This window comes from Ahniella affigens (genome assembly GCF_003015185.1).
In the GTDB taxonomy this organism is placed as follows: Bacteria; Pseudomonadota; Gammaproteobacteria; order Xanthomonadales; family Ahniellaceae; genus Ahniella; species Ahniella affigens.
In genome coordinates this window covers 4,510,217-4,533,660 of sequence record NZ_CP027860.1, presented here as the reverse complement: position 1 = coordinate 4,533,660, position 23,444 = coordinate 4,510,217, and the positions used below count along the sequence as shown (strand labels likewise).

Genomic DNA, 23,444 nt, shown 5'->3' with positions numbered 1-23,444 from the left:
GATGAAAGTGGGCCCGAACGCAGGCTGAACGAGGTCCGGATGGACTGGGCTGGCCGGCTCTTTCCTGGCTCTGCGTGCGAACAACCGTTTGAACGCGACCGCCGTAGCCTTGGATTGATCACGACCACCCGGGCGCCATGGCATGATCTCGACGACACGATTCACGCGCGTTCATCGGTTTGGTTCGCGATCAGTTCAGCTGGCCGGGCGCCAAATCGAGTCTCCCCACCCTGGAGGAATCATGAAACTCAAACATCGACCCTTGTTACTGTCCCTGGCCTTGAGTGCAGCGGTGTTCGCTGCCGGGGTGGCGAACGCCAAGCGCCCGAACACCGATATCGACTACGAGTCCCTGGCCGGACCGACCGTGGCGTTTATCGAACAGCGCAATATCGATCGCTTCGATCATGTGGACGACTACCACATGGTGGTCTACGCCTCCCGCAAGAATGCCTATCTGCTGACCTTCAACTCGATTTGCCGGCGTTACACCCTGCAGGACCCGATGGTCATCGAGCGCACTTCGACATTTCGCCTGTATCCGGAAGATCGCATCTCGATCAACGGCGCTCCTTGCCTGATCAAAGACATTCGCGTCATGGACGTGAATCAGCTCAAGGCCGCCCGGGCCAGCGCCAAGCGCTGAAGTACCGGACGAACGCGTGCCAGCCCCTGTCCTGATTCAGGCGGGGGCTTTGCATTTCTGGGCCAAAATGGCGAACGCTGCCGCGAATCTGAACGCTCAGAATCAAAATTGCCGCGCGCGAGTGACCGATTTGCCGCCTTTTTGCGTTATGACTCTCATGGACTGGTCGATCGCCCCGTGCCGATTCGGCAGCGGGCGCTGCTGGCGCTATGATCGACCGTGCGGTTCTTGCTTTGTCCGGCGGCTTGACCGGACGTGATTTGGAAAGGGAGATTGCAATGAAAAAGATGATCGTCGGTGTGGCCCTGGCGGCCAGTTCGGTCCTGTCGATGTCGGCCATGGCGGGTGGCGACAAGCCGTCCGTCGCGGTGCTTGAGTTCACCAATGAATCCGGCGCGGCATGGTGGCGTGGTGGCGTGGGCTGGGAACTGTCCGGCATGTTGACCAACGAAATGGCCGCAACCAAGGCCTTCCGCATGCTCGAGCGCAGCAAGATCGAAGCGGTGCTCTCGGAGCAGAACCTGGCCGCTTCCGGCCGCGTTCAAGGTGGTACAGGCGCCAAGATCGGCAAGCTGTTGGGTGCCCAATACCTGGTGACCGGCACGGTCAGCGCGTATGAGGAAGACACCGCCAGCACGGGCGGCGGCATCAGCTTTGGTGGCGTGTCGCTCGGCGGCAACAAGTCGAATGCGTACTTGGCTGTCGATCTGCGCGTGATCAACGCGACGACCGGCGAAATTGCTTACACGCGCACCATTGAAGGCAACGCGAAGGGCGGCGGCATGAGCATTGGTCTGTCGAAAGGCGGCTTCGGTGGCAGCCTGTCGAATCAGAAGAACACGCCTGCTGGCAAGGCCATCCGCGCGGCTTTGGTGTTGAGCTCGGACTATCTGGAATGTGTGATGGTCGACCGCAACGGCTGCGAAGCTGACTTCGACGCGGCCGACGATCGCCGCCGCGAAAAAACCCGCGGCGCGATTGATCTGGATGACTGATCGACTGCTCGCTTGAGAACAACCAACACGGCCCGGCTTGTCCGGGCCGTGTTCGTTTTGGGCGTTGTGTCTGATGGGCCACGACGCCGATGGCGGTCACCGTGGCGTCGATTCGGCGCTTGGGAAAATTGGCCCCTTGCTCTGCTTTCCCAATGTCCCGAATGCGAGCGCGCCGCCAGGGCGTCCTGGATTCCGGCCTTCCAGACTGGGTGAAAACGTCAAGCGACCCCAGCGAGCAGCCCACGCAATCGCGTTCGGACAAGACAATAACTGCAAGCGTGGCGACGGCTGGCTCAGCCTGCACGCGGTTGCGGCTGACCGGACGCTGCAGCTTGAAAGGCGGCGGCGTGCGATAGGTGAGCTTTCCGCGAGCTTGAAACCCGCCCCGGATCAAGTCCGGGGCGACGAATCGCGAGAGCGTCTGTCGCGGCAGAACCGCTACTCCAAATGTAAGGCAGGAGCGGTTTCCAGAAGACGCTCAATCCCACCTCTCGTCACCCCGGACTTGATCCGGGGTGAGTTTGGTGTCCCCGCAGTCAGACAAAGACCGCGCTGACACAACAACAATAATCTTGCTCGAGCGACTATTAAACCGTTTGTTGCGCCAGAAATGACGACAAGGGAAATCATCGTGGCGCTTCCCGCAGATCCCGCCAGCAGTGCAGGCACTGTTGGCGGAAAGCCATAAGTCACGACCATGCCGACCGACACGGGGACCCGGGTCAGCTTTGATGAATCATCGCAGACCGAACCGCCAACGAGACCGCTGCATGCCAGCCGATCCCATCATTGCCCAAGGCTTGACCAGCCGATTCAAACATCTGCTGGCCAGAAGCCTCGGGATTCGCGATGCCGAACTCGTACCCGCCATGCTTGGCATGTTGATGTTTCTGTGCCTGTTCACCGCCATCATGAGCATGCGGCCGGTCCGCGAAACGATGGGCGTTGCGGGCGGGGTGCGCAACCTGCCCTGGCTCTTTACCGGGACCTTTGTGGCGACGCTGCTTGCGATGCCGGTATTCGGCTATCTGGCGCGGCGCATGTCCCGGCATCGGTTGCTGGCTGGTCTCTTCTCGCTATTCGCCTTGAACCTGCTCGTGTTTGCGGTGCTGATCGCGCGTGATCCGCATCAGGTCTGGGTAGCACGGAGCTTCTACGTGTGGCTCTCAGTGTTCAATCTGATGGCGGCCTCACTGATCTGGAGCGTTCTGGCCGATGTCCTGGTTCTGGACCAGGCCAAGCGACTATTCGGCCTGATTGCCGCGGGCGCGAGTGCGGGCGGCATCGTCGGCCCCATCGTGGCGTTGCAGGTGGCGCACCTCGGTTTGGCTGGGATTTTAGTGTGTGCCGCGTGCTGCCTGTTCGGCAGCATCGCCGCAGCGTTCGCGTTGTTTCGCTGGCGCCAGCGTCAGCCCGCGACCAGCGTTGCCGCCGATTCGCCGGATCGTGCGCTGGGCGGCAGTCCGCTCGATGGCGCAGCGCAGGTCTTGCGGTCTCGGTACTTGCTCGGGATTGCGGTATTTGTGTTGCTACTCGCGAGCGTCAGCACGTTTCTTTACGTCGATCAGGCACGTTGGGTCGAACGTCATTTCAGCGATCCGAATGACCGCACCGAGTTCTTTGCGCACATCGATCTTGTCGTTCAAGTGCTGTCGATCCTCGTGCAGATGTTTCTCGCGGGCCGAATCGCCCAATCCCTGGGGGTGGTCGCATTGCTCACAGCATTGCCGGTGTTGATGGCGCTCGGATTTCTGAGTCTGGCGATCGTTCCCGGTTTCGGCTTGTTTGTCGGCGTCATGGTGTTGCGCCGCGCCGGCGAGTACGCATTGATCCGACCGGGCCGGGAAATGTTGTTCACGACCGTGCCAACCGCCGAAAAATACAAGGCGAAGAACTTCATCGATACCGTCGTCTATCGCGCGGCCGATGCCCTGAGTAGTTGGTTGGAGTCAGCGCTCCGGGCGGTGGAATCCGTGCCATGGCTCGCGCCCCTGATGGGCGCTGCCATCGCTGTCATCTGGGCGGGCACGGGCAGGCATCTGGCGCGCACTCAGGCGCAACAGTCGATCAGACTGCCGGGCGCCGTTCAGTAGCCTGGAGTTGTGTGGGCGTCACACCGCGCACGCGAAGAAACTGATCTCGATCGCCTGTGACCAAAAGACACGTCGTCCCGCCAGCGATCACCGTGCGCATCACGTTGCGGTCGTCGTTTGTGCTCTGAAGTCTCGGTCGTACAATGATCGAGCGCTCCCGGACCCCCATGAACGAATTCAAGACCAGTCCACCAGACGATGCCACCTCGGGCGCCCACACGGGCGAGGACCCGACCATGCGCTTCGCGACCGGCGGTGCGTTCAAGGGGCGGTTGCTGAGGGAGTTTTTGGCAGCGCCGCAGACCGCTGAGCCCGGAACGCGCATTGGCGCATTTGAGGTGCGGGAACAGATCGGCAGCGGTGGCATGGGCGCCGTGTTCCGCGCCGAGCGCATCAGTGGTGGCTTCGAACAGACCGTTGCGATCAAACTCATTCTGGGCCGCAATCCGACGACGCTCGAACGGTTTCGCGTCGAGCGCGAGATCCTTGCAGGGCTCAGGCACCCAAACATTGCTCAGTTGGTGGATGGCGGCGAGACTGCGGACGGCAGCCTGTACTTGGCGATGGAATATGTCGATGGCATGCCGCTGGACGAGTACTGCAATCAACGCGGCCTCGACACCAAAGCCCGCCTCCGCATGCTGCTGAAGATCGCCGATGCGCTGGCGCACGCACACCGGAACCTGGTCATTCATCGCGACATCAAGCCCACCAATATTCTCGTCAATCGCGCCGACGGGCGCCCCAAACTGCTTGACTTCGGTATTGCGAAGTTGTTTGGCGGACAGCAGGACCGCGACCTGACGCAGCAAACATTGGGGCCGATGACGCCCACGTATGCGGCGCCCGAGCAATTTCGCGCTGAGCCCATCACGGTGGCGACGGACATCTATCAATTTGGCGTGCTGATGTTCTGGCTACTGAGTGGTGGTCTGCCTTACGACACGCCGACGAACGATCTGGTTGCATGGGCTCGCGCGGTCATCGAAGAAGAGCCATTGACGCTCAGCAAAGCACGGATCCGGAGCCAAGTGTCGGCGCCCGCACCAGCGGCAGACCTCGCAGTCGGGCGACGCCAGCGTCGCGCCAATCGCGATCTCGACGCAATCGTGCAAATGGCGCTGATGAAGGAACCTAACCAACGCTATGGCTCGATGCACGCGTTGATCGCGGATCTCGAAGCGTTCTTGGACGGCCGTCCGGTCGTCGCCCGGCACGGCGGCGCGCTGTATCGCCTGGGTCGGTTTATCACGAGGCATCGCTGGGCAGTGATTGCGACCACATCCGCGGCACTCGGATTGGCGGTCGCGACCGCAGTGGCGGTGGTGCAGGCGCATCAGGCACGCAGCGAAGCCGAACGCCTGCATGCGTCAGTGGCGCTGCTCAACAGCGTGTTCCAGGCCGCCGATGTCAACGCCGGTCATGGCGGCCGCCGCTCACTGGAGGACTTGCTTGATGTCGCCGCGAAGGATGTGATGCAGCGACTGGATCATCACCCGGACTTGCGCGCCGGCGTCTTGATGCAAGTGGCCGATGCGTTTACCAGCATGGGTTTGCCTGCCCGCGCGGCACCGCTCTATCAGCAGGCCATTGATGACTTCCGCACCCGCGGTGAACACGGTACTCAGTACTTGCAGGCGCTGGAACGGGGTGCGTTGGCAATGTATTGGAATGGCAATGCCGACGCGGCAAAGCAGTTGGTCGCCGAAGCCGAACCACTCGCGGTGAGTGCATCGGATGAGCACGCGACGGTGCGTGATGGGTTGCTGTTCACGCAATGGCAGATCCTGCGTTCCGAGGCACGCGCGGCCGAGTGCTTTGAAGTGGCCGAGGCGTCGGTCCGCAATGCCGAACGTGCGTCACCTGCCGTTCGCGATACGCTGATGCAGAAGGCGCTGGTCCGACGCGGCACGTCAGCGACCGATCTCGAGCGATTTCTGGATGGCGAGCGCGATCTATTGGCTGCGGTGGCGCTCGGCACGCGTCTTTGGGGCGAGAAACATGCCGCGACCCTCAAGGCGAAGCAAGCCCTGGGTTGGCATTACGCCAGTCGCGGCGACTATGAGAAAGGTCTTGCGATTCTGGAACCTGCGGGGCAGCAAGTCATTGAAGTATTCGGCGCCAACAGCCAGGAATGGGCGCGCAACCTCTACAACCGCGGCAACATCTATTTGACGATCCCTGGCCGCTGGCGGGACGCGGTTGCTGCGTATCAAGAATCGAGTCAGGTATATCGGGAAGCGGCAAGCCCAGGGATCGGGATCGGCGCGCTGTTCACCGCCGCGGGGCTGCTGCGTGTGCATGGACAGTGCGACGAGGCGCTGCCGATGTATGTCGAGGTCGAGCGCGTTTGGCGTCAGCCCGAAGTGTTGCGTGCGCCCGTCAGCAAGCGGCTCTATGTCGAACTGGCCAGCTGTCAGCTTGCGACGGGCGCGCTGGATGCCGCCAAGGCCAGCTATCAACTCGCGGTCGACGCCTTGGCTAACGAGGATCAGAGCAGTGTGCTGTATGCGGAATTCTTGGCGGTGGGCGCAACGATCGCCAGCGCCGAGCGCGATGCCCCCCGTGCCGAAGCACTGCTCAGCCAAGCGCTTCACATCGTAGGTGACAACCCGGACTACGAACCGCTGCGGCAGCAATGGCAGATCGAGTTGGCGCGCCTTCGGCGGCAGTAGCCTGCTGCCCGATCAAGACGCCTTGTGTCCTATTCAAAGCCATCCACCAGGAGTGGCGGCAGCATCACGAATTCGGCGTTGACGGTTGCGCTGCTGGCCATGTCTAACTGACAGGCGTTGGTTCCCGTACAACCGCCAGACCATCCGGCAAAGCCCACGTCTGCGGGTGCGGAGACGCTCAAGGTCACCACGGTACCCACGAGCACGTTGGTGCTGCATTGACTACCGCAGACAATGCCACCGAAATCAGTCTGAACCGTACCAAGCGATGCGGCGTTGCCGCTTCGGGTCACGGTCAGCGGCAACAGCACATCACGCTCGCGGCCCACCCAAAAACTCACCGGGTTGGCAAGGCCAAAACTCTTGCTGTGCCCCATTCCCAACCAAGTATTGCTGTAGCGTTCATGGGCCATGGCGCCGTTGTAGTCGCCCCAGCTGTTCAGGGAGTCGTCGCCCGTCCAGATCGTATAACCCTCCCAGCCGTTGGCGGCAATGTCAGGGGTGTAGTCGTCGCGAATCACACTGATCAATGAGTTGTGTACAGTGCCACCGAGCAGATTGATGGTGCCGGCAACATGCCCGCGCGCATTGACCGCGAATGCGGGATAGAGCCAGGCAATGTCGTTGCTCCAGATATCGAGTTCGGACAGAACGGTTAGGTTGGTACGGTTCAGTACCAGGACTCGCGTAAAAGGCTTGGTTCGGCCTCCCACGGCAGCCGAGTGCCAAGCGAGGCCGATTTCGGTATCGGTCAACCAGCCGCTCTGCATGCGAGCGTTGCTGCGCGCGCACGGGTTGCTGCCATTCGGTGCCAGGCACGTAAAGCCCGTGAGTTGCGTGGTCGAGAGCCCAGTGATCGTTCGATGATTGAGATCGTTCGAGCCCTCGGGCCAGGCCGTGACCTCAATCGAGTTCGACGTCAGCACGTTGGCGAAATTCATGAAGTTGGTGCCGGGACGACTCCCTATTGAACCATAGCCAGGAATGATCATCACACTGCCGCGCCCGCTGACCAGATAGCGAAAATTGATCGGGCCGCTCGCTGCCAGTTCATCCAGTGAAATTCGGACAATGACCGACCCATAAAACGTGTCGTCGCTGATCCGAAACAGATTGCTCGTGAAATACAGAAAATTGGCACCAACTTGCAGATGCGGAAAGTCGATCCAGACATCAGTGAGCCCAAACTGCGACGGCACGAAATTCCAGTAGGACCAAGTATTGGTCTCTAGTCCTGCGCTGCCTTGCGCCATCGCCAGGCGAACGCCGTTGATGCCCCCAAACGTCTGACGGTATTGCATGTACCAAAAGACGAGATCGCGCGTCGGGTCTTGCGCCACCCGCTGATCGCAGCACACGCCGTTGGAGAATTCGACCGGCGTCAGCGGGAACGTGTTGTCCGGATCGATGTAGCTCCGTGTCTGGCCGTTGTCAGACGTGATCGCCGCATAGGTATTGTACGTTTCCAGAATCGCCCGGCCTTGCCCAGCCAGACTCGGCTCGGCGATGGTGCTGTTCATCGATATGGGCGAGAGCAAGGTCCGCCGAATCAGATTGAAGGTCCCCGGTGCGCGCACGCCACCCAGATCGTGACTGCTCGATGGGGCGTTGCCGCTGTGCCGGATTGGCAAATCCAGTTGCGGAAGCGACGGGCCGCTCTGCTCTTTGATCGATTCGCGCTCCGGTGACTCGCGAACGTCAAAGAAGGGCGGAAACAACGAACTCGGGCCATGCGCCACGTGGGCACTGTTCACTCGGCCTTCACGACTGACAGAGCGAGTGTCGTCGCCAGCCGAAGCGGCAATGCAACAATGACACCAGAGCACCACAAAAACCGCAGCGCGCAAGCATGGCATCAGCACAAATTGCTCCTGATACGGGGTTCCACCTGTGGTCCCGAATCTAGGGGAGCTAAAGACCCGGGTCAACCGCGCCGCGATGGCCGATGCCATCCGTTCGGATGCCGCACGCCCTGCAGCGTCGCCTGGCGTACAACAATCGTGCGCCTAACCCCGCACCCAATCATTGTAAGCCGCGATGGCATACAACACGGGCGCATGATCCACCAGTGGCCGCAGTGCAGACAGCGCAGCCTTGCTCAATTGCTTGTCGGCAACCTGATCCAGAATCGTGCCGGAGGCCGACTTCAATTGCATGTACCCAAGCGACAGCGAATACCACGTATCCGACAAGGGAATGTCCCAGCGTGTGGTCGAACCGCTGTCGACCGAGTTGTAGTGAATCGCCGTCATCGGTACATGCTGATAGCCGAACGCTCGCGGCGGTACGCGGGTGACCAGATCATCGCCGAGTTCGTAACGGAACATCGCCACGTTCGCCAACATGCGCGCGAATCCGCGGTCACCAACGCGAGGCGCACCGAAGGTGTAGCAGGTGATCGTGCCAAAGAAATTCTGGAGACTGGCGGCGGCGAGAACTGCCATAGCGCCACCCAAGCTGTGTCCGGTGATGAAGAGGCGCGCATTGGGATTTACGGATTCGCGCAAGGCCTTGTCGATTGCCGGAGCCACTTCGGCATAAGCCTCGGTAAACCCTTCATGCGCGCGGGCGCCGTTGCCGAGATGGCTCGGCAAGAACTGTGCATTTGTCACCACCCAATCGCGCAGCACCTGTCCGAGTTGCGGCAGATCGTTGATCTGTCCCGGCACTTCCGAGCCTCGAAATACCAACAGGTTGAACTCGTTCGCGCTGATCAAGTACCAGTTGGTGCCGCGCTTGCGGCCGGCGCCGTGCCGAACCGAAACCTTGGTCGCGTCCGCCAATGGCGCCGAGAAGGCGGTCTTGAATGCCTTGCTCGCATGCGCGAACCACCGGTTGCCCTCTGGTCGGGCGTAGGCCAGCAATGCGGCTTCGGCCATCCAGTATGCATCGGCCTTGCTTGGGCCCGCCACTACACGTCGAAACGGCACTTCGTCGCGATGCTTGAACGACTCACGCCGAGAGGGCGGAATCAACGCAAACGGATTGGCGGGTTCCTTCTCGAACGCAGGCATCGTGGTGTCCTCCAAGTGGTGCATGGCCAATTGCCGCCACGCGCGGCGATAGGATTATCACAGAAGCGGCGCGAACGATTGCTCCAATTCCAGGCTGCGCGCCAGGGCCGCAGCAAGCTGCCCAGCCCATCGCTCAGAGGCCCTGGCTCGGCACAGTTACAACACCAGCGAATCGGTATCGCGCACGCCAATGATGTCCAGCTTCAGCAACGGCTTAGGTGACCGCGCGAAGCCCGCACCACCGACCCGCCAGCTATCGAATGCGGTCGCAGCAAAGTAGAGCATTGCCATCACGGCCATGTGCACATTCGACTGCGTCAGGGTACTGGCAAACGGCCAGCCCGACGTGTTTGCGATCGATAGTGCGAGCATCACGATGATCATGACACCGCCCACATTGGCGCGCCCATTGACCAACGCACGCACCCGCATGCGGGTCAAAGCGGGGGTTCCGGGCAACTCCCAAAGTTGGCGCGCACGATGGAACACCGACCAGAGTGCCGGCACCAAGAGCAGCGGCTGGTTACTGAGCAGCACCTTTACGAACTCCATGCCGCCTGGGGCCAACACGATGAGCCCGATCGCCAAAGGTGGAATGAGCCACCAAGGCGGCCGCTTCCGAATGCGTGTGGCAACGTCAGTCAGCGTGAGTTGCGGCAACAAAAAGCCCGCTTCAATCGCGAGGATCACCAAGACCATTGGGTGGTTCATGTCCAGGAGTTGCGTGCCGTCGCCCAGCCAGAACCCACTGATTGGAACCTGGTACCAAATCGACCAGGTGATGATCAGAAACAAGACCGCCAGCACAGCGTCCGGGACCGCATTCCAGATGCGGCGCGCGTTCGATTCTGTAGTGGTGATCCCGGCATTCATGGCAACAGCATTCGCTGAGAGCAGCCTGCTGTCAAGTCGAAACATTCGGCGTACTTGAAGCGAAACTCGTGGCACAAGAAGTTCAACTACCTGTCATCACAAACACGATAACCTATTGGTTGATATGGCACGTACTTTCTGTGTGTGCTGCCCATCCCAATCGCAAGTAGTCTCCTCCCCCGCGCTCGCTGGGGAGGGAGTCGACTCCCTCTCCCACGCGAGTGGGAGAGGGCTGGGGAGAGGGCTACTTGCGACATTGCGCCATCGTAAGAGTCGCGCACCGTCACCGGGCCTCTGAAGTGCTAACAATCGCCCTATCGGTGCGGCCATTGCTCCAGTTGGCTCGACAGCCTCGCAGTGCGCTTCAGGCGCGAACGTTGACCGGCCGTAATGCGGGCCTTATGCTTCTTCGCGTCAGGTTTAAGTTCCTCCGGGCCAACAACCGTCCAGACACCGCCACTGCGGTCCGTTTGGTTTTGCCTACTTGGAGGATTCGATGACGTCTTTGCCGCTGCCGAATGATTTGTCTATAAACTGGTCCGAGCCCTATGGCCCCATTGCCCGTGGCCGCAGTCCGACGGTATCGGTGAATAACCTCGGTCAAGTCGTCTTGATCTATGCGACCAGTATTTGGAGCCCGCGACCTGAGCTCCATGCAAAGGTGGGCCAGCTCAACAATGGCGTGGTGACCTGGTACGACGAGTCCAAGTTCGACATTGGCTCGTTCCCGTCAGTGGGGATCAATGACTCCGGTCAGGTGGTCAGCACGCACCAAGAGAACAACGGTGGGCAATCCTTGTTCTACAACACGGGCACAATCAACGATACGACGATCGACTGGAACAATAGCGGTAGCGGCACCTTCTACACGACGGGCATTTCGACCACCGTTGACTTGGACAATGACGGTTTGCTCGTCGAAGTGCACCGTGCGAACGTCTCCGAGTCGATGTGGTCATTGGTTGGAAAGCTGTCGGGCAGCGGCATCGACTGGAAGCAAGACAGTACCCAGTTCGGTGTTGGCCAGAAGCCAAGCGTGGCGATCAACAACCATCGCGCGATCGCCCAGTTTCACGAATCCAAGCAGTTCTATCCGGGTCGGATTTTCGACAATCCGGGGATTGTTGATGATGGACTTCAGGTTCGTTGGTTCGATTCCAAGGAGACGGACGGCTTTCTGAGCGCTGAGCCCAAGGTGGATATCAACGATTCGGGAGTCGTTGTGCAGGTCCATGCTTCGGCGAACGGGGGCATGTACTACCGCGTTGGTACGCTCAGCAGCGATGGCCGTTCTATCGACGAAGGCGCATCATTCAAGTTCCTGCAAGCCTTTGAGTATGACGTCACCATGACCAATGACGGCCAGATCATCATGGTGTACGCGCAAGACGACACAACAAAGGCGGAGAACCTCTTCTGCGTGGTCGGTACCCTGGCGACTTGACCGAGCATCATTGCTGGCGCTGAGTTGCGTCAGCAATGATCATCCGGCGCGACGGGCTTGTGGCTAGCCCGTCGGCGCAATGCGCTTCGCTTATTGCGCCCTACGAATTTGTGGGGCTGTCAACTGGATTACAGCACGCCCAGCCCTTCGGCCTGGCCGCCTTGGCCCACTTCGAGCAGCCGCAACGTATTCGTTGCGCCATGCTGTTCCATGTGATCGCCGCTCGTGATCAACACGCGATCACCATCGGCCAACAGGCCTAATCCGAACAGGTGCTTGATGGCTTCGCGAGCGGCTTGGCGGCCGGGCAGGCCGCGGCTGTCGAAGTTGATTGGCACAACGTCGCGCATCATCGCCATGCGTCGGCGCGAGGGTTCGTGGCGGGACAGGGCGAAGATCGGTACGGACGCGCGGAATCGGGACAGGTAGCGGGCGGTGCCGCCGGATTCGGTCAATGCGATGATCGCGCGGACTTTGATGTGCTCGGCGAGAAACATCGACGCCATCGCGATCGCCTGATCCACGCGCTGCAGGTTGCGCGGCGCTTTTTCGAAATCGGTATCCATTTCGAATTGGCGTTCGGCGCCAAGACAAATGCGGACCATCGATTCGACTGCTTTGACCGGAAACTGACCAGAGGCGGATTCCTGCGACAACATCACCGCATCGGTGCCATCAATGACCGCGTTCGCGACGTCGAGTACTTCGGCGCGGGTCGGAATCGGATTGTCGACCATGGACTGCAGCATCTGGGTCGCAGTGATCACCACTTTGTTGCGATCGAGTGCTTCGCGGATGATCTTCTTCTGCAAGCCTGGCAATTCGGCGTCGCCGATTTCGACGCCCAAGTCGCCGCGCGCAACCATTACGGCATCGGATGCGTCGATGATTTCGCCGAGCGCAGCGATTGCTTCGGTGCGTTCGATCTTCGCGACCAAGTGCGGCTTGGCGCCAGCAGCCAGGGCCAACGCGCGGGCTTCTTCCATATCGGCCGCAGAGCGGCAAAAGCTCACTGCGAGAAAGTCGGCGTCGATCGCTGCGGCATGTTTGATGTGTTCGCGGTCTTGATCAGTCAGCGCGCCGAGCGACAAACCACCGCCAAGGCGGTTCAGACCCTTGCGATTCGACAAGGCACCGTCGGTCAGAACCGTCGTATGAATGGTCTGGTCCTCGATGCGCTCCACGCGCAACGCCACCAGGCCATCATCAAGCAGCAGCGTGTCGCCGACGACGACGTCGTTGACCAGGCCAAGATAGCTCATCGGCACTTGGTTGATATCGCCAGGCGGGGCATCAGCTTTGCAGACCAGCGCGAAGGCTTGGCCCGCTTTCAACACGACCCGGCCTTCGGCGAACTTCTCAATACGAATCTTCGGGCCTTGCAGATCAACCAGCACGCCGACTTCTTTGCCAAGCCGATGCGCGATGTTGCGCACGGCTGCCGCACGTGCCGCGTGCTGCTCTGGCGCGCCGTGCGAAAAATTCAGGCGTACTACGTCGACGCCAGCGCGGATGATGTCTTCGAGCACGCCATCGGCGTCGGTGGCCGGGCCGAGGGTGGCAATAATGCGGGTACGACGAAGAACGCCGGTACGATCAACCATGTGCGCGTGCCTCCAGGGCAGCTACGGCCGGCAGTTCCTTACCTTCGAGGAATTCGAGGAAGGCACCGCCGCCTGTGGAAATGTAGGAGATGCCAGATTCGACATCGAACTTTTCAATCGCTGCGAGTGTGTCGCCACCACCCGCCACCGAGAACCCGGTCGACGCGGCAATGGCTTTTGCCACCGCGCCGGTACCGCCCGCAAACGCGTCGAATTCGAACACGCCGACCGGGCCGTTCCAGACGATGGAACGTGCCTGACCGATGATCTCGGCATAGCGCTTGGCCGTGTCTGGGCCGATGTCGAAGATCATGTCTTCAGCCAGCACGTCCGCCACCGCAATCGTGCGTGCGATGGCGTCGGCCGCGAAGCGATCGCCGACGACCACATCGGTCGGCAATGGAATCGACGCGCCGCGCTCGGCAGCACGCTTCATGATGCGCTTGGCCGTATCGATCAGGTCCGGCTCATACAATGACTTGCCGACCGGCAAGCCTTGAGCCGCCAGGAAGGTGTTCGCAATGCCGCCACCAACGATCAGCTGATCCACCTTTTCGACCAGGCTTTCGAGCAGCGCGAGCTTGGTCGACACCTTGGACCCCGCGACGATCGCCAGCATCGGTCGGGCCGGACTCTTGAATGCTTGCGCCAGCGCATCGAGTTCGGTGCACAGCAGCGGACCCGCGGCAGCGATTCTTGCGAATCGCAACGCGCCATGTGTGGATGCTTGCGCACGATGTGCGGTGCCAAAGGCATCCATGACATACACATCGCACAATGCCGCATATTGTCGTGACAGGGTCTCGTCGTCCTTGGCCTCGCCGATGTTCATGCGGCAGTTCTCAAGCAACACCAATTGTCCTGCCTGGACATCAACGCCACCAATCCAATCGCGGATCAGCGGCACATCCACACCGAGATGCTGCGACAGGCGACGCGCCACTGGTGCGAGCGAATCCTCCGCACTCCACTGACCTTCCTTCGGACGTCCGAGGTGCGAGGTCACCATGACCGCAGCGCCCTTGGCGAGCGCGAGTTTGATGGTTGGCAGCGCGGCAACAATGCGCTGCTCAGCCGCTACCTCGCCGTTTTCAATCGGGACGTTCAAGTCTTCGCGAATCAGGACCCGCTTGCCCGCGAGGTCCAGGTCCGCCATGCGCACAAAATCCATAGTTGCTCCTGCATGATGGTTCGATTCAGAGCTGGTCTCGGAAAGATTCCCAGGCAAACGCGCGTTTGATTGCGGTGCGAAGGCTCCGGCCAGACAAGACCGCCATCATGTCCAACGCACGTCGGCTCGGCAAGGGATTTGTGGCGATGGCTCCGGAATTGTCCGGGGTGCGCAAACGAATTCAGCGGGGCTTTCGGCAGTTCGGGGCTGCGGCAGAGCGATGAAATGCATTTGCGAGCGTGAACTCCGGCCCGAATTGAGTCAGGGCTGACGAGGCGCGCTCGGTTGTTGAAGTAGTTCGAGTTGGAAGCGACGCTGCCAATTCGTGCGCCAGTTGGTTGGAAACGTTGCGAGCCTTTGAAGACGCCGCAGTGTCGCAAGTAGCCCGCTCCCCAGCCCTCTCCCACTCGCGTGGGAGAGGGAGCGCTCCGTCCCCAGCGATCGCGGGGGAGCGCTCGGGGCGGGGGTACTTGCGATCAGCTGCACCAACTAAACCGCGCTGCTCGGATGCGCGCTGGGATACGGCGACAGATGCGCGGCTTCGAGCTTGGCGAGCTCGCGCCGCAGTTCCTCGGCCTTGGCCGCCACCGCATGGCCCTCAAACGGTTCCGGCAGGCTGCGGATCACCGTGGGGAAGGGCGCGTCGTGCACGAGCAGATTGGTCGCCTCGATGCGGTCATGCTCCAGGTGATAGAGCTCCCATTGATCCGGTGCTGGCACCGTGCTCCATGGGTCGCAGTAACGAACCAGTTTCCACGGTCCGGATCGGATCGCCCGCACATGCGCGGGTTGTGGCACGGGGCCGGCGGACAAGCCTGGGACATAGGGATGATCCGGCTGACCTTCGGCGGGCGGTGAGCGCAGCAGTTCGACGGTGGCGACAAACACTGCATATTGTTCCCGTGATTGCACATTGTGCGGATCGTCATCGCGGGGCAGCGGCTCGGTGATCAGATCGTCGGTCGCAAACAGCAGGCCGGTGCGCTCCTGCCCATCCGGACCAACAACCGGACCTTCGCCTTTGAGCATGACCGGGATCAGATTGGCTCCGGGCAGTGGTGCGGCGGTGTGAGTCTTCGAAAGGCGATGACGGGCACGTTCGATCTCATCGTCGCAAGCGCCCGTCAGGCGGAGCAGGGTCGGCAGGATGTCGATATGGCTGGTCTGGGCTCGAATGGCGCGCGGAGTGTCGCGATCGGCCTGGTGTTCGCGCGAGGAGATCAGGAAAGGCACATGCACGACTTCCTGATAGGCGCCATGCCATTTCTCGATCTGCATGCCATGCGCCGCGCCATATTCGCCATGATCGGAGGCAAACACGACGATCGTATTCGCACGCAGGCCGGTGTCATCCAGCGTGGTCAACACGCGGTCGATATGCCGATCGACCATCGAAATCATGTAGGCGTAATATTGCAGGAACCCTGTCGCGGCCAACTCAGGGCGGTCTTGCAGCTGGAACGGAATCGCGATGCCGAGTGTGGCCTTGACCGCGTTGGCAAGAATGGTCGCCGGATCGGTGATGCCTTGTGCTTTGGCCTGGCCCTGAGCAAAACTGAGGCCCGTCTTGGCCGCCAGACCGAGCGCGACCTTGTACGACGTGTCGAACTGCGCGCGCGGTTTGTTGTTGGCGAGCAGGTCTTCGCTCTGCGTCGGTGACGCGGTGGCGCAATGTTGCGGCAGGCCGAGCGGATTCAGGGGCACCTGGAACGTGCCATCGGTGGGCGTGGCACTGACACTGCCTTGCGGTGGAATGACCACCGAGCCGCCATGCCCGAACACCGGCTGCGTACCGGCCGGGGTTTGCATGGCCCGCGGCAAGGTCGGGTAGGTGGCAATGTCGTGCGGGTTCGTGAACGAACAGACGGCGAAGAACGGCTTGATCTCGGGCGTTCGAGGGTCGAGCGGCGTACTGACATTCTGCTGCGACAGCGCGCGGTTGTATGGCACGCCGAGCGCGCGGCCCCGAAGAAACGTGCAGGCCAGATCGGCAAATTGGTAATCGCGATAGGTGCCCAGGTTGTTAACCGACGCGCCATGCGGTTCGGGCCACGACAATTCCCAATCACCAAAGCCAAAGCCTTCGAGCGTATGCTCCGGTGGCTCGCTGACATGCCACTTGCCGAAATAGTGCGTGCTGTAACCAAGCTCGCGGAAGTAGTCGCCCATGGTCGGCGCGCCATCAAACTTCAACCAGGGAAAGTTCTGGGCGTCGCCGCTCTTGAACAGCCCGTCGGTCTGCGTGACACCAGTGCGAGGGCCGTATTGGCCCGTCATGATGCTGGCCCGGCTTGGGATGCAAGCCGATTCAGCAATCGTGTGGTCGGCAAACACCATGGCGTGCTGCCGCAGTTTGCAGAACCCCGGAAAATACTGCGCGTACTCGTTGCCTTCGAGGCTACCAAGAAAGCTCAGAATGACTTTCAGGTCGTTGTGAAAGCCAGCGTTGCCATACCCGAAATTTGGGTAATACAGCTGGTCTACCATGATCATCAGGATATTGGGGCGCGTTGGACTCGGCATCGATGATGCGAGAGCGCCCGTGTCGGCAGTGCTCATACTTACTCCCAAGTGACGTGATCCGTACATCTGCCCAGCAGATGGCAGGTCTGGCCTGCGCCCGAATCAGACCACCAAGGCCAAGGCACTGTCTAGCTTCAAAGAGAATTGCGGGGCAACGAATTGATGAACAAGTGCGTCTTGGCGAACCAGCACCGTTCAGCTCGCGATGTACTGCCGCATGTGTTCGAGTTCGAGCTGTTGCTCTTCGATGATCCGTCGAACCAGATCGCCAATGGACAGCATTCCGACCAGCCGACCGTCACTGAGCACCGGCAGATGGCGGATTTTCCGCTCGGTCATCAACAACTGGCAGGTCTTGATGCTGTCTTCCGGGCTGACTGTGATGACGGGGCTGGACATGATTTCCCAGACCTCGGTCTCGGCAGAACTGCGGCCTCTGAGCACCACCTTGCGCGCGTAGTCGCGCTCGGAAATGACGCCCACCAACGCGCCACCCTTGACCACGCACAGTGCGCCGACATTGCGGTCGGCCATCATTTGGATGGCGGCCAGTACCGGCTCATCGGGCGCTATCGACCAGACCTCCGGGCTCTTGTGATGGAGCAGATCAGCAACCTTGGCCATGACCACTCTCCCTATGCCGATGGGGATTGAACGGGGCGGTTTGCAGCGTTCGCGGAGTGTGCGCCGAAGTCGGCACGGCTGCAATGGCTGGAGCGATCGACCAGACCGAACAAGCGGGGCAGTCGCGCCGAGCGGGCGGTTTCGACGCGCATTCGTTCGCGCCGGGGCCGAGTGATCCCCTGGTTGTGTGATTCCAAACCCGCGCGATTGCGGCAAGCTGGCCTCGTCTGCTCGCCGACCCGCGTTCGGGGTGCAGATGTCGCGGCATGGCCCCATCCCCGTGTCCCAAACTCTGAAGAAGGCCATGCCGCGGCGCCCTTCCTGTGCCTCCCGGCCCTCCCGGCCGCGACGATCCCACTGTTACCATTCCGGTGCTTTGCCACCAGGACGCGCCGGAATGATCGATCTCGCTAGTGATGTGAAAACCCGCCCGACAGCCGCGATGCGGCAAGCCATGGCTATGGCAGAAGTGGGGGACGAACAAGCGTTCGAAGACCCGACCGTGAACGCCCTGAACACGCGCGTTGCGGCGTTACTTGGCAAGGAAGCGGCGTTGTTTGCGCCCTCAGGCGCCATGTGCAATCAGATCGCCATCGCCACCTGGTGCCGACCCGGCGATGAAGTGATCTGCGACGCGGGGGCGCATATCGCCTGGTACGAATCCGGTGGTCCGGCCGCCAACTCCGGCGTCATGATCAACACGATCCCAGGCCATCGTGGCCGCTTTAATGCGGCGCAACTGGCAGCTGCCATCAAGCCGGGCTGGCGACATTGCCCGGAAGCGACGCTGGTCTCAATCGAGCAGACGTGCAACCTGGGCGGCGGCGCCATTTGGTCACTCGATGACCTGGATGCCGTCGCGGCGCTCGCCCATCAGCGTGGTCTGAAGACCCATATGGATGGCGCCCGCTTGTTCAACGCGTCGGCTGCTACGGGCATTTCGGTCGACCGGTATGCCGAGCACTTTGACTCCGTGTGGGTCGATTTCAGCAAGGGCTTGGCCGCGCCGGTTGGTGCGTGCCTCGCTGGGAGCAAAGCGTTTATCGATCGTGCCTGGCGGATCAAGCAGCGCCTGGGCGGTGCGATGCGGCAGGCCGGTATTCTGGCGGCGGCGGCTCTGTACGCGCTGGATCACCATGTCGACCGCTTGGTGGATGATCATGGCAACGCCCGCAAGCTCGCCGAAGGGTTGGCCCGGATCCCCGGTCTGGTGCTCGATCCGACTGAGGTCGAAACGAACCTGATCTACTTTGATGTGGACGCCACCGTGCTTGGATTCGATGCCCAGGAATTCTGCAAACGCCTGCTCGCGGCAAATGTGCGGATGACGGCGTTTGATTCGCGCCGGATTCGGGCGGTCACGCATCTCGATGTCAGTGCTGCGGATATCGACACCGCGCTCGTCGCGATCCAGAGCCTTGCGTCGCGCTAAGTCGTGCAGCAATCAGGCGCGCGCCGGAAACGCGGCGCGGGCCGACGTTTCGCCTGCAAGATAGCTGTCGATCAACGCACGATGTGGCGGCAAATCGGCCAGCGCCTGGTTGCTGGCTTGCCGCAAACCTTGGAACTCCTGCGCCGCGGCGACAGCATCGGGATACTGCGCCGGATGGGGTAGGGTGGTCTTGAATTCCATGCCGTAGAGAATGAACTGCCAACTGGCCGGCATGAACATTTCCAGATCCGTCACAAAGTCCAGTCGGTGCGGCGGCCGGTGCCGCCACTCTGCGAGGCGATCCTGCAGGCTTTGGGGAATGCCGACGGTATCCTGATTGTCGCGCCAGAATGCGCTGTCCTGGCGCTGGCTCAGGCAGTAGTGCAGTTTGATGAAATCGACGATGCGTTCGTAACGAGCCTGCATCATGGCGTTGAAGTGTCTTGCCGCGCGGGCAAAGTCTCCATCGTGCGGCAACAGATGCGCAATCAGGTAGCTGGCGATTTCGATGAGGCCGATGCCCGTTGACTCGAGTGGTTCCAGAAACCCTGCAGACAAGCCGACCGCCACGCAGTTGTGGCGCCATTGCGCTTTCCGATAGCCCGTCTTGAACGGTAGCCGCCTGGCTGTCAGTGCATCCGCGGCCGGCCCCAGATATCGGCGCAATACCTGTTCGGCATCGTCATCGCTGCAATGCCGGCTGGAATACACGTAGCCGACGCCCCGGCGTGTCTGCAGGCCGATATCCCAGGTCCAACCGGCCGCGTGCGCAGTCGAGATCGTGTACGACGCAATGGGCGTATCGGCAGCGGGATACGGAATCTGAATCGCCACGGCCCGATCCACAAACAGCGTATCGCTGAGCGGGTGGAGCGGCTCGCCCAACGCCTCGCCAAGCAGCGCCCCTTTCAGACCCGTGCAATCGATGTAGAGATCGGCTTTTAGATCACCGAACTCGCGCGTCTGAATCGTCGCGATCGCACCATCCTCACGTCTGGTAACGCCGGTGATATCGCCGAGCCGATGGGTGACGCCAAGTTCTCGTCCCACCTCGGCAAGCAAGGCTGCGAATCGCGACGCATCAAAATGATACGCGTAGTTCATCGGCCCTTGATAATCCGGATCGCGCAGACGCTTTGGGCCGCGACCGGCATCGGCCACACGCTTTTGCATGGTGACCGCGGACGCAAACGGCACATCGCCCGCATGTCCGAGCAGCCAGTATGGCAACAGTTCCATCCGGCGCTGGCTCGGCACATTGAACGGGTGAAAGTAGTGGTCGGCGCCCGCCGTACCGGGTGCTCGCACCCAGTGGTCAAAGCGGATGCCTTGCTTGAACGTGGCGCCGGTCGCCGCGATGAAGCGGGCCTCGCTGATGCCGATGTGCGCGAGCGTGCCGCGAATGGACGGAAATGTGCCTTCGCCGACGCCCAGAATGCCGATGTCAGGCGACTCGATCAGTTCAATCGCGACGGTGCCCGCGGCCTTCACGTTCAACGTTCGCGCCAGATAGCAGGCGCACAGCCAACCCGCCGTGCCGCCACCACTGATCAGAATCTTCCGAAGCACATTGGCCTCCAAAGGCAATCTTCCGGCCCAGATTCAGGCCATTTTGCGGGCTTTTACCCGCACGCGATCAGACACGCTAAGTGGTGAATGACTGCGCTGTCAATTTGCGCTGCAACATACTTTAGGATTGGTGATAGCGCTGTCAGAAAGTTGTTGACAGCGCTGCCATTCAGTCCTAGGGTCCGCCCCCAGTCGCTCATCACGGTGCCTTCAAGTGCGCTTGCAAGGCATCATTCTCGGGGAGGGTATGCGCATGTTGCTTCGTAAGACGATGTTGTTCAGTTCAATCATCGCGGTTCTGGCCACGCAGTCGTTTGCCTATGCGCAAACGGCCGAAAATGCTGCTGACGACGGTGACCAATCGGAACAGAAAGAGCGGACGCTGGATGAAGTGCTGGTCACTGCGACCAAGCGGTCCACGCCCCTGCAGGAAACGCCCATTGCCATTACCGCAATCGGCGCCGACACGCTGGAAAAGGAACGTGTCAACACCGTGCAGGACATCACCAACTTGGTGCCGGGTTTCTCTGCTACCACGCAAGGTGACCACGGCGTGATCACGTTGACGCTACGCGGCATCGGCAACGACAGTGCCAAGACCGAATATGCCGATCCGGAAGTTGCCTTGTTCGTCGATGGCATTTACACCCCGCGCGCCGAAGGGGCAGCGTCACTGTTGATGGATCTCGAATCCGTCGAAGTGTTGCGCGGTCCTCAAGGCACGCTGTGGGGTCGCAATTCGACGGTCGGTGCCGTCAACATGCAAACGGCCAAGCCGGATCTCGGCGACACGTCGGGCACCGTGCAATTTGGTCTGGGCAACTATGCCCGCCTCGGTGCGCGTGGTGCATTCAATCTCGACATGGGCGAGACCTGGGCGCTTCGTATTGCGTATGCGCACGAGGAGCACGAAGGCTATGTCGACTACCAGAATCCGGGCGAGTTGTTGCCAAGCGTGGCCTCGCAGCTCGCAGCGTACATCGCAAGCGGTGGCTCAGCGGACACATTCCAGCCGATCAATCAGAATCTGTTCGTCAACGGCGGCGACAAATACAACGCGCAGAATCAGACGGCGGTCCGCATCAGCAGCCTGTGGCAACCCACCGATGCATTCAGCTGGAATCTGTCGTACGAGAAATTCCGTGACACCGGTACACCCAATGCCAACCTGATGCAGACGCCACGCGCGGGGCAGGATTTCTGGTCGACGTTTGCCGATGTCGCACCGTACCTCGACCGCGACGTCGATACAATCCGAAGCCGCATGGACTGGCAGATCAACGATGGCATCGCGTTGAGCTACACCGCCGGGTTCAGCCACTTCGAAGGGTCGTCGGACTACGATCAGGATGGTGGCGTCCAAGTACCAACCAGCTTCACGACCGGTGCCACGTATCAACAGGACCGCACCAACTACTCGGAGTACGAGAACTACAGTCACGAGTTTGATCTGAAGTCGACAGGCGACGGTTCAATCGACTGGATTCTCGGCGCGTACTACGCGGCCGAGAAGAACAAGATCCGCTTTGATATTCCGATCTTCAACGGCACGCAGCAAGGCACCGTTGCCTGGCAGGGCTCGTTCATTCAACCGAAACAGACCGTGGATTCACGCGCCGTGTTTGGGCAAATCACCTGGCATGCCTCGGACGATTTGCGTCTCACGGCCGGACTTCGCTACACCGACGATTCCAAGGAGAACATCGGCGGTCGCGGCTGGGGCTGGCAGGGTTATGGCCATCCGGAAATCCCGCAAGTGCCGATCGCGCCCGGCACAACGCCGAGCAACGCAAATGGCTTCGGCTTTGGCGTGGGCGGCATCAACGACGGTCAGTACGACCATGGTCAACTGACATGGCTCGCGCGCGTCGACTACGATCTGACCGACGACTTCCTGATCTATGGCAGCGTCTCGACCGGCTACAAGTCGGGCGGCCTGCAGGATGGTGGCGTGCCTTACAAGCATGAAGAGCTGACCAACTATGAATTCGGCACCAAGCAGAGCTTCATGGATGGCAAGCTCGTGTGGAACAACGCGGTCTACTACGAAGACTTCAAGGACTTCCAATTGGCGGCGCCGATCATCTTCACTGACGGCAGTCGCGGGTTGGGCTTCTCGAATGTTTCGGGCAGCACCACCGTTTGGGGTTTCGAATCGGAATTGGAAGCTGCGATCACGGACGTCGATCGCTTGCAAGTCGTCTTCTCGGCCATTCCCAAGAAAGAGCTGGGTACCCTGTTGTATGCGGGTTCCAACGACTATCAGGGCTTGCCCGCGTGTCCGCCCGCATCGGGCATTGCGAGCTGTCTGGACGTGAGTGGCAACGAGCTTGCGCATGCGCCGGATGCCGCGCTGCATCTCGTGTACGAGCATGATTTCGAATTCGCCAGCGGTGCCCGCCTCACGCCGCGCGTGAGCACGCACTTCGAAACCGAGTCCTGGCTCAGTCCGTTCAATCTCGGCGATGGCGACAAGCAAAAGAGCTACAACCGTACCGACCTGACCTTCCGCTACACCCCGGCGAGCAACAACTGGTACGCCGACTTCTACGTCGACAATGTCCAAGACGGCAAGGTGCGCACCAATGCGGGTCGGACTGCGGTTGGCGGTGGCCAGTTCGTCTACCTATCGCAGTATCTGCCGCCGCGGACCTTCGGTCTGAACTTCGGGTTCTACTTCTAACGTTTCTCCAGCAGACGCCCAGCGTCCACCCTCCAGGGCGCCACAGCCATACCAGCGACTCCCTCGCTGGTATGGCGTGACACGGGCCTTTTCCGCGC

Annotated in this window: 15 protein-coding genes; 7 read left to right on the top strand and 8 right to left on the bottom strand. The window is 60.9% G+C overall.

All coding sequences use genetic code 11. The features are described from left to right. Positions 1-241 precede the first annotated feature (241 nt). The 4 genes from C7S18_RS17495 (at position 242) to C7S18_RS17480 (ending at position 6,409) form a co-directional block, all read left to right on the top strand. Positions 242-646: a DUF6491 family protein gene (locus C7S18_RS17495; RefSeq protein ID WP_106892778.1), complete on the top strand. Its 405-nt coding sequence runs from the start codon at positions 242-244 to the stop codon at positions 644-646. A gap of 278 nt (positions 647-924) precedes the next feature. Beyond that, positions 925-1,641 (top strand): CsgG/HfaB family protein, encoded by a 717-nt coding sequence (locus C7S18_RS17490; protein ID WP_106894085.1) that lies wholly within the window; start codon positions 925-927, stop codon positions 1,639-1,641. 770 nt (positions 1,642-2,411) lie between these two features. Beyond that, positions 2,412-3,734: an NTP/NDP exchange transporter gene (locus C7S18_RS17485; protein ID WP_206207921.1), complete on the top strand. Its 1,323-nt coding sequence runs from the start codon at positions 2,412-2,414 to the stop codon at positions 3,732-3,734. A 167-nt stretch (positions 3,735-3,901) separates the two neighbouring features. Further along, positions 3,902-6,409, top strand: a complete 2,508-nt coding sequence (locus C7S18_RS17480; RefSeq protein ID WP_170113331.1) for a serine/threonine protein kinase — start codon at positions 3,902-3,904, stop codon at positions 6,407-6,409. Between the two features lie 29 nt (positions 6,410-6,438). Here C7S18_RS17480 and C7S18_RS17475 read toward each other — a convergent pair whose 3' ends face one another. The 3 genes from C7S18_RS17475 to C7S18_RS17465 all read right to left on the bottom strand — a co-directional run bounded on the left by C7S18_RS17475 (position 6,439) and on the right by C7S18_RS17465 (position 10,296). Then, entirely contained in the window at positions 6,439-8,163 is a 1,725-nt protein-coding gene (locus tag C7S18_RS17475; RefSeq protein WP_146151981.1) for a hypothetical protein, read from the bottom strand. A 252-nt stretch (positions 8,164-8,415) separates the two neighbouring features. Continuing rightward, complete coding sequence (locus C7S18_RS17470) at positions 8,416-9,423, bottom strand: lipase family protein (RefSeq protein ID WP_170113330.1); 1,008 nt, start codon at positions 9,421-9,423, stop codon at positions 8,416-8,418. Positions 9,424-9,579: 156 nt separating this feature from the next. Next, on the bottom strand, positions 9,580-10,296 hold the full coding sequence (locus tag C7S18_RS17465; RefSeq protein WP_146151980.1) for a hypothetical protein: 717 nt from the start codon (positions 10,294-10,296) through the stop codon (positions 9,580-9,582). 496 nt (positions 10,297-10,792) lie between these two features. Between C7S18_RS17465 and C7S18_RS17460 the strand changes: the two genes are divergently transcribed. After that, positions 10,793-11,740 (top strand): hypothetical protein, encoded by a 948-nt coding sequence (locus C7S18_RS17460; RefSeq protein ID WP_106892773.1) that lies wholly within the window; start codon positions 10,793-10,795, stop codon positions 11,738-11,740. A 128-nt stretch (positions 11,741-11,868) separates the two neighbouring features. Here C7S18_RS17460 and pyk read toward each other — a convergent pair whose 3' ends face one another. The 4 genes from pyk to C7S18_RS17435 form a co-directional block, all read right to left on the bottom strand. After that, positions 11,869-13,344, bottom strand: a complete 1,476-nt coding sequence (pyk, locus tag C7S18_RS17455) for a pyruvate kinase (RefSeq protein ID WP_106892772.1) — start codon at positions 13,342-13,344, stop codon at positions 11,869-11,871. After that, positions 13,337-14,515, bottom strand: coding sequence for a phosphoglycerate kinase (locus C7S18_RS17450; protein ID WP_106892771.1), 1,179 nt, complete (start codon positions 14,513-14,515; stop codon positions 13,337-13,339). The genes pyk and C7S18_RS17450 overlap by 8 nt, the downstream gene beginning before the upstream one ends. A gap of 489 nt (positions 14,516-15,004) precedes the next feature. Then, complete coding sequence (locus C7S18_RS17440) at positions 15,005-17,074, bottom strand: sulfatase-like hydrolase/transferase (protein WP_206207920.1); 2,070 nt, start codon at positions 17,072-17,074, stop codon at positions 15,005-15,007. Positions 17,075-17,233: 159 nt separating this feature from the next. Further along, the gene (locus C7S18_RS17435) at positions 17,234-17,662 is read right to left on the bottom strand and encodes a CBS domain-containing protein (RefSeq protein WP_106892769.1); all 429 of its coding nucleotides are present in this window, start codon (positions 17,660-17,662) and stop codon (positions 17,234-17,236) included. Positions 17,663-18,059: 397 nt separating this feature from the next. Between C7S18_RS17435 and C7S18_RS17430 the strand changes: the two genes are divergently transcribed. Continuing rightward, positions 18,060-19,094: a threonine aldolase family protein gene (locus C7S18_RS17430; RefSeq protein ID WP_106892768.1), complete on the top strand. Its 1,035-nt coding sequence runs from the start codon at positions 18,060-18,062 to the stop codon at positions 19,092-19,094. 12 nt (positions 19,095-19,106) lie between these two features. Here C7S18_RS17430 and C7S18_RS17425 read toward each other — a convergent pair whose 3' ends face one another. Further along, positions 19,107-20,663, bottom strand: a complete 1,557-nt coding sequence (locus tag C7S18_RS17425; protein ID WP_106894082.1) for a tryptophan halogenase family protein — start codon at positions 20,661-20,663, stop codon at positions 19,107-19,109. A gap of 253 nt (positions 20,664-20,916) precedes the next feature. On the opposite strand from C7S18_RS17425, the gene C7S18_RS17420 reads away from it, so the two are divergent. Next, positions 20,917-23,346: a TonB-dependent receptor gene (locus C7S18_RS17420; protein WP_106894081.1), complete on the top strand. Its 2,430-nt coding sequence runs from the start codon at positions 20,917-20,919 to the stop codon at positions 23,344-23,346. Positions 23,347-23,444: the final 98 nt, after the last annotated feature.

What these genes read in the sequence shown, in the direction of transcription:
- C7S18_RS17495 (WP_106892778.1), top strand. Translation starts at nt 242, where the DNA reads ATGAAACTCAAACATCGACCCTTGTTACTGTCCCTGGCCTTGAGTGCA.
- C7S18_RS17490 (WP_106894085.1), top strand. Translation starts at nt 925, where the DNA reads ATGAAAAAGATGATCGTCGGTGTGGCCCTGGCGGCCAGTTCGGTCCTG.
- C7S18_RS17485 (WP_206207921.1), top strand. Translation starts at nt 2,412, where the DNA reads ATGCCAGCCGATCCCATCATTGCCCAAGGCTTGACCAGCCGATTCAAA.
- C7S18_RS17480 (WP_170113331.1), top strand. Translation starts at nt 3,902, where the DNA reads ATGAACGAATTCAAGACCAGTCCACCAGACGATGCCACCTCGGGCGCC.
- C7S18_RS17470 (WP_170113330.1), bottom strand. Translation starts at nt 9,423, where the DNA reads ATGCCTGCGTTCGAGAAGGAACCCGCCAATCCGTTTGCGTTGATTCCG.
- C7S18_RS17465 (WP_146151980.1), bottom strand. Translation starts at nt 10,296, where the DNA reads ATGAATGCCGGGATCACCACTACAGAATCGAACGCGCGCCGCATCTGG.
- C7S18_RS17460 (WP_106892773.1), top strand. Translation starts at nt 10,793, where the DNA reads ATGACGTCTTTGCCGCTGCCGAATGATTTGTCTATAAACTGGTCCGAG.
- pyk (WP_106892772.1), bottom strand. Translation starts at nt 13,344, where the DNA reads ATGGTTGATCGTACCGGCGTTCTTCGTCGTACCCGCATTATTGCCACC.
- C7S18_RS17450 (WP_106892771.1), bottom strand. Translation starts at nt 14,515, where the DNA reads ATGGATTTTGTGCGCATGGCGGACCTGGACCTCGCGGGCAAGCGGGTC.
- C7S18_RS17440 (WP_206207920.1), bottom strand. Translation starts at nt 17,074, where the DNA reads ATGAGCACTGCCGACACGGGCGCTCTCGCATCATCGATGCCGAGTCCA.
- C7S18_RS17435 (WP_106892769.1), bottom strand. Translation starts at nt 17,662, where the DNA reads ATGGCCAAGGTTGCTGATCTGCTCCATCACAAGAGCCCGGAGGTCTGG.
- C7S18_RS17430 (WP_106892768.1), top strand. Translation starts at nt 18,060, where the DNA reads ATGATCGATCTCGCTAGTGATGTGAAAACCCGCCCGACAGCCGCGATG.
- C7S18_RS17420 (WP_106894081.1), top strand. Translation starts at nt 20,917, where the DNA reads ATGTTGCTTCGTAAGACGATGTTGTTCAGTTCAATCATCGCGGTTCTG.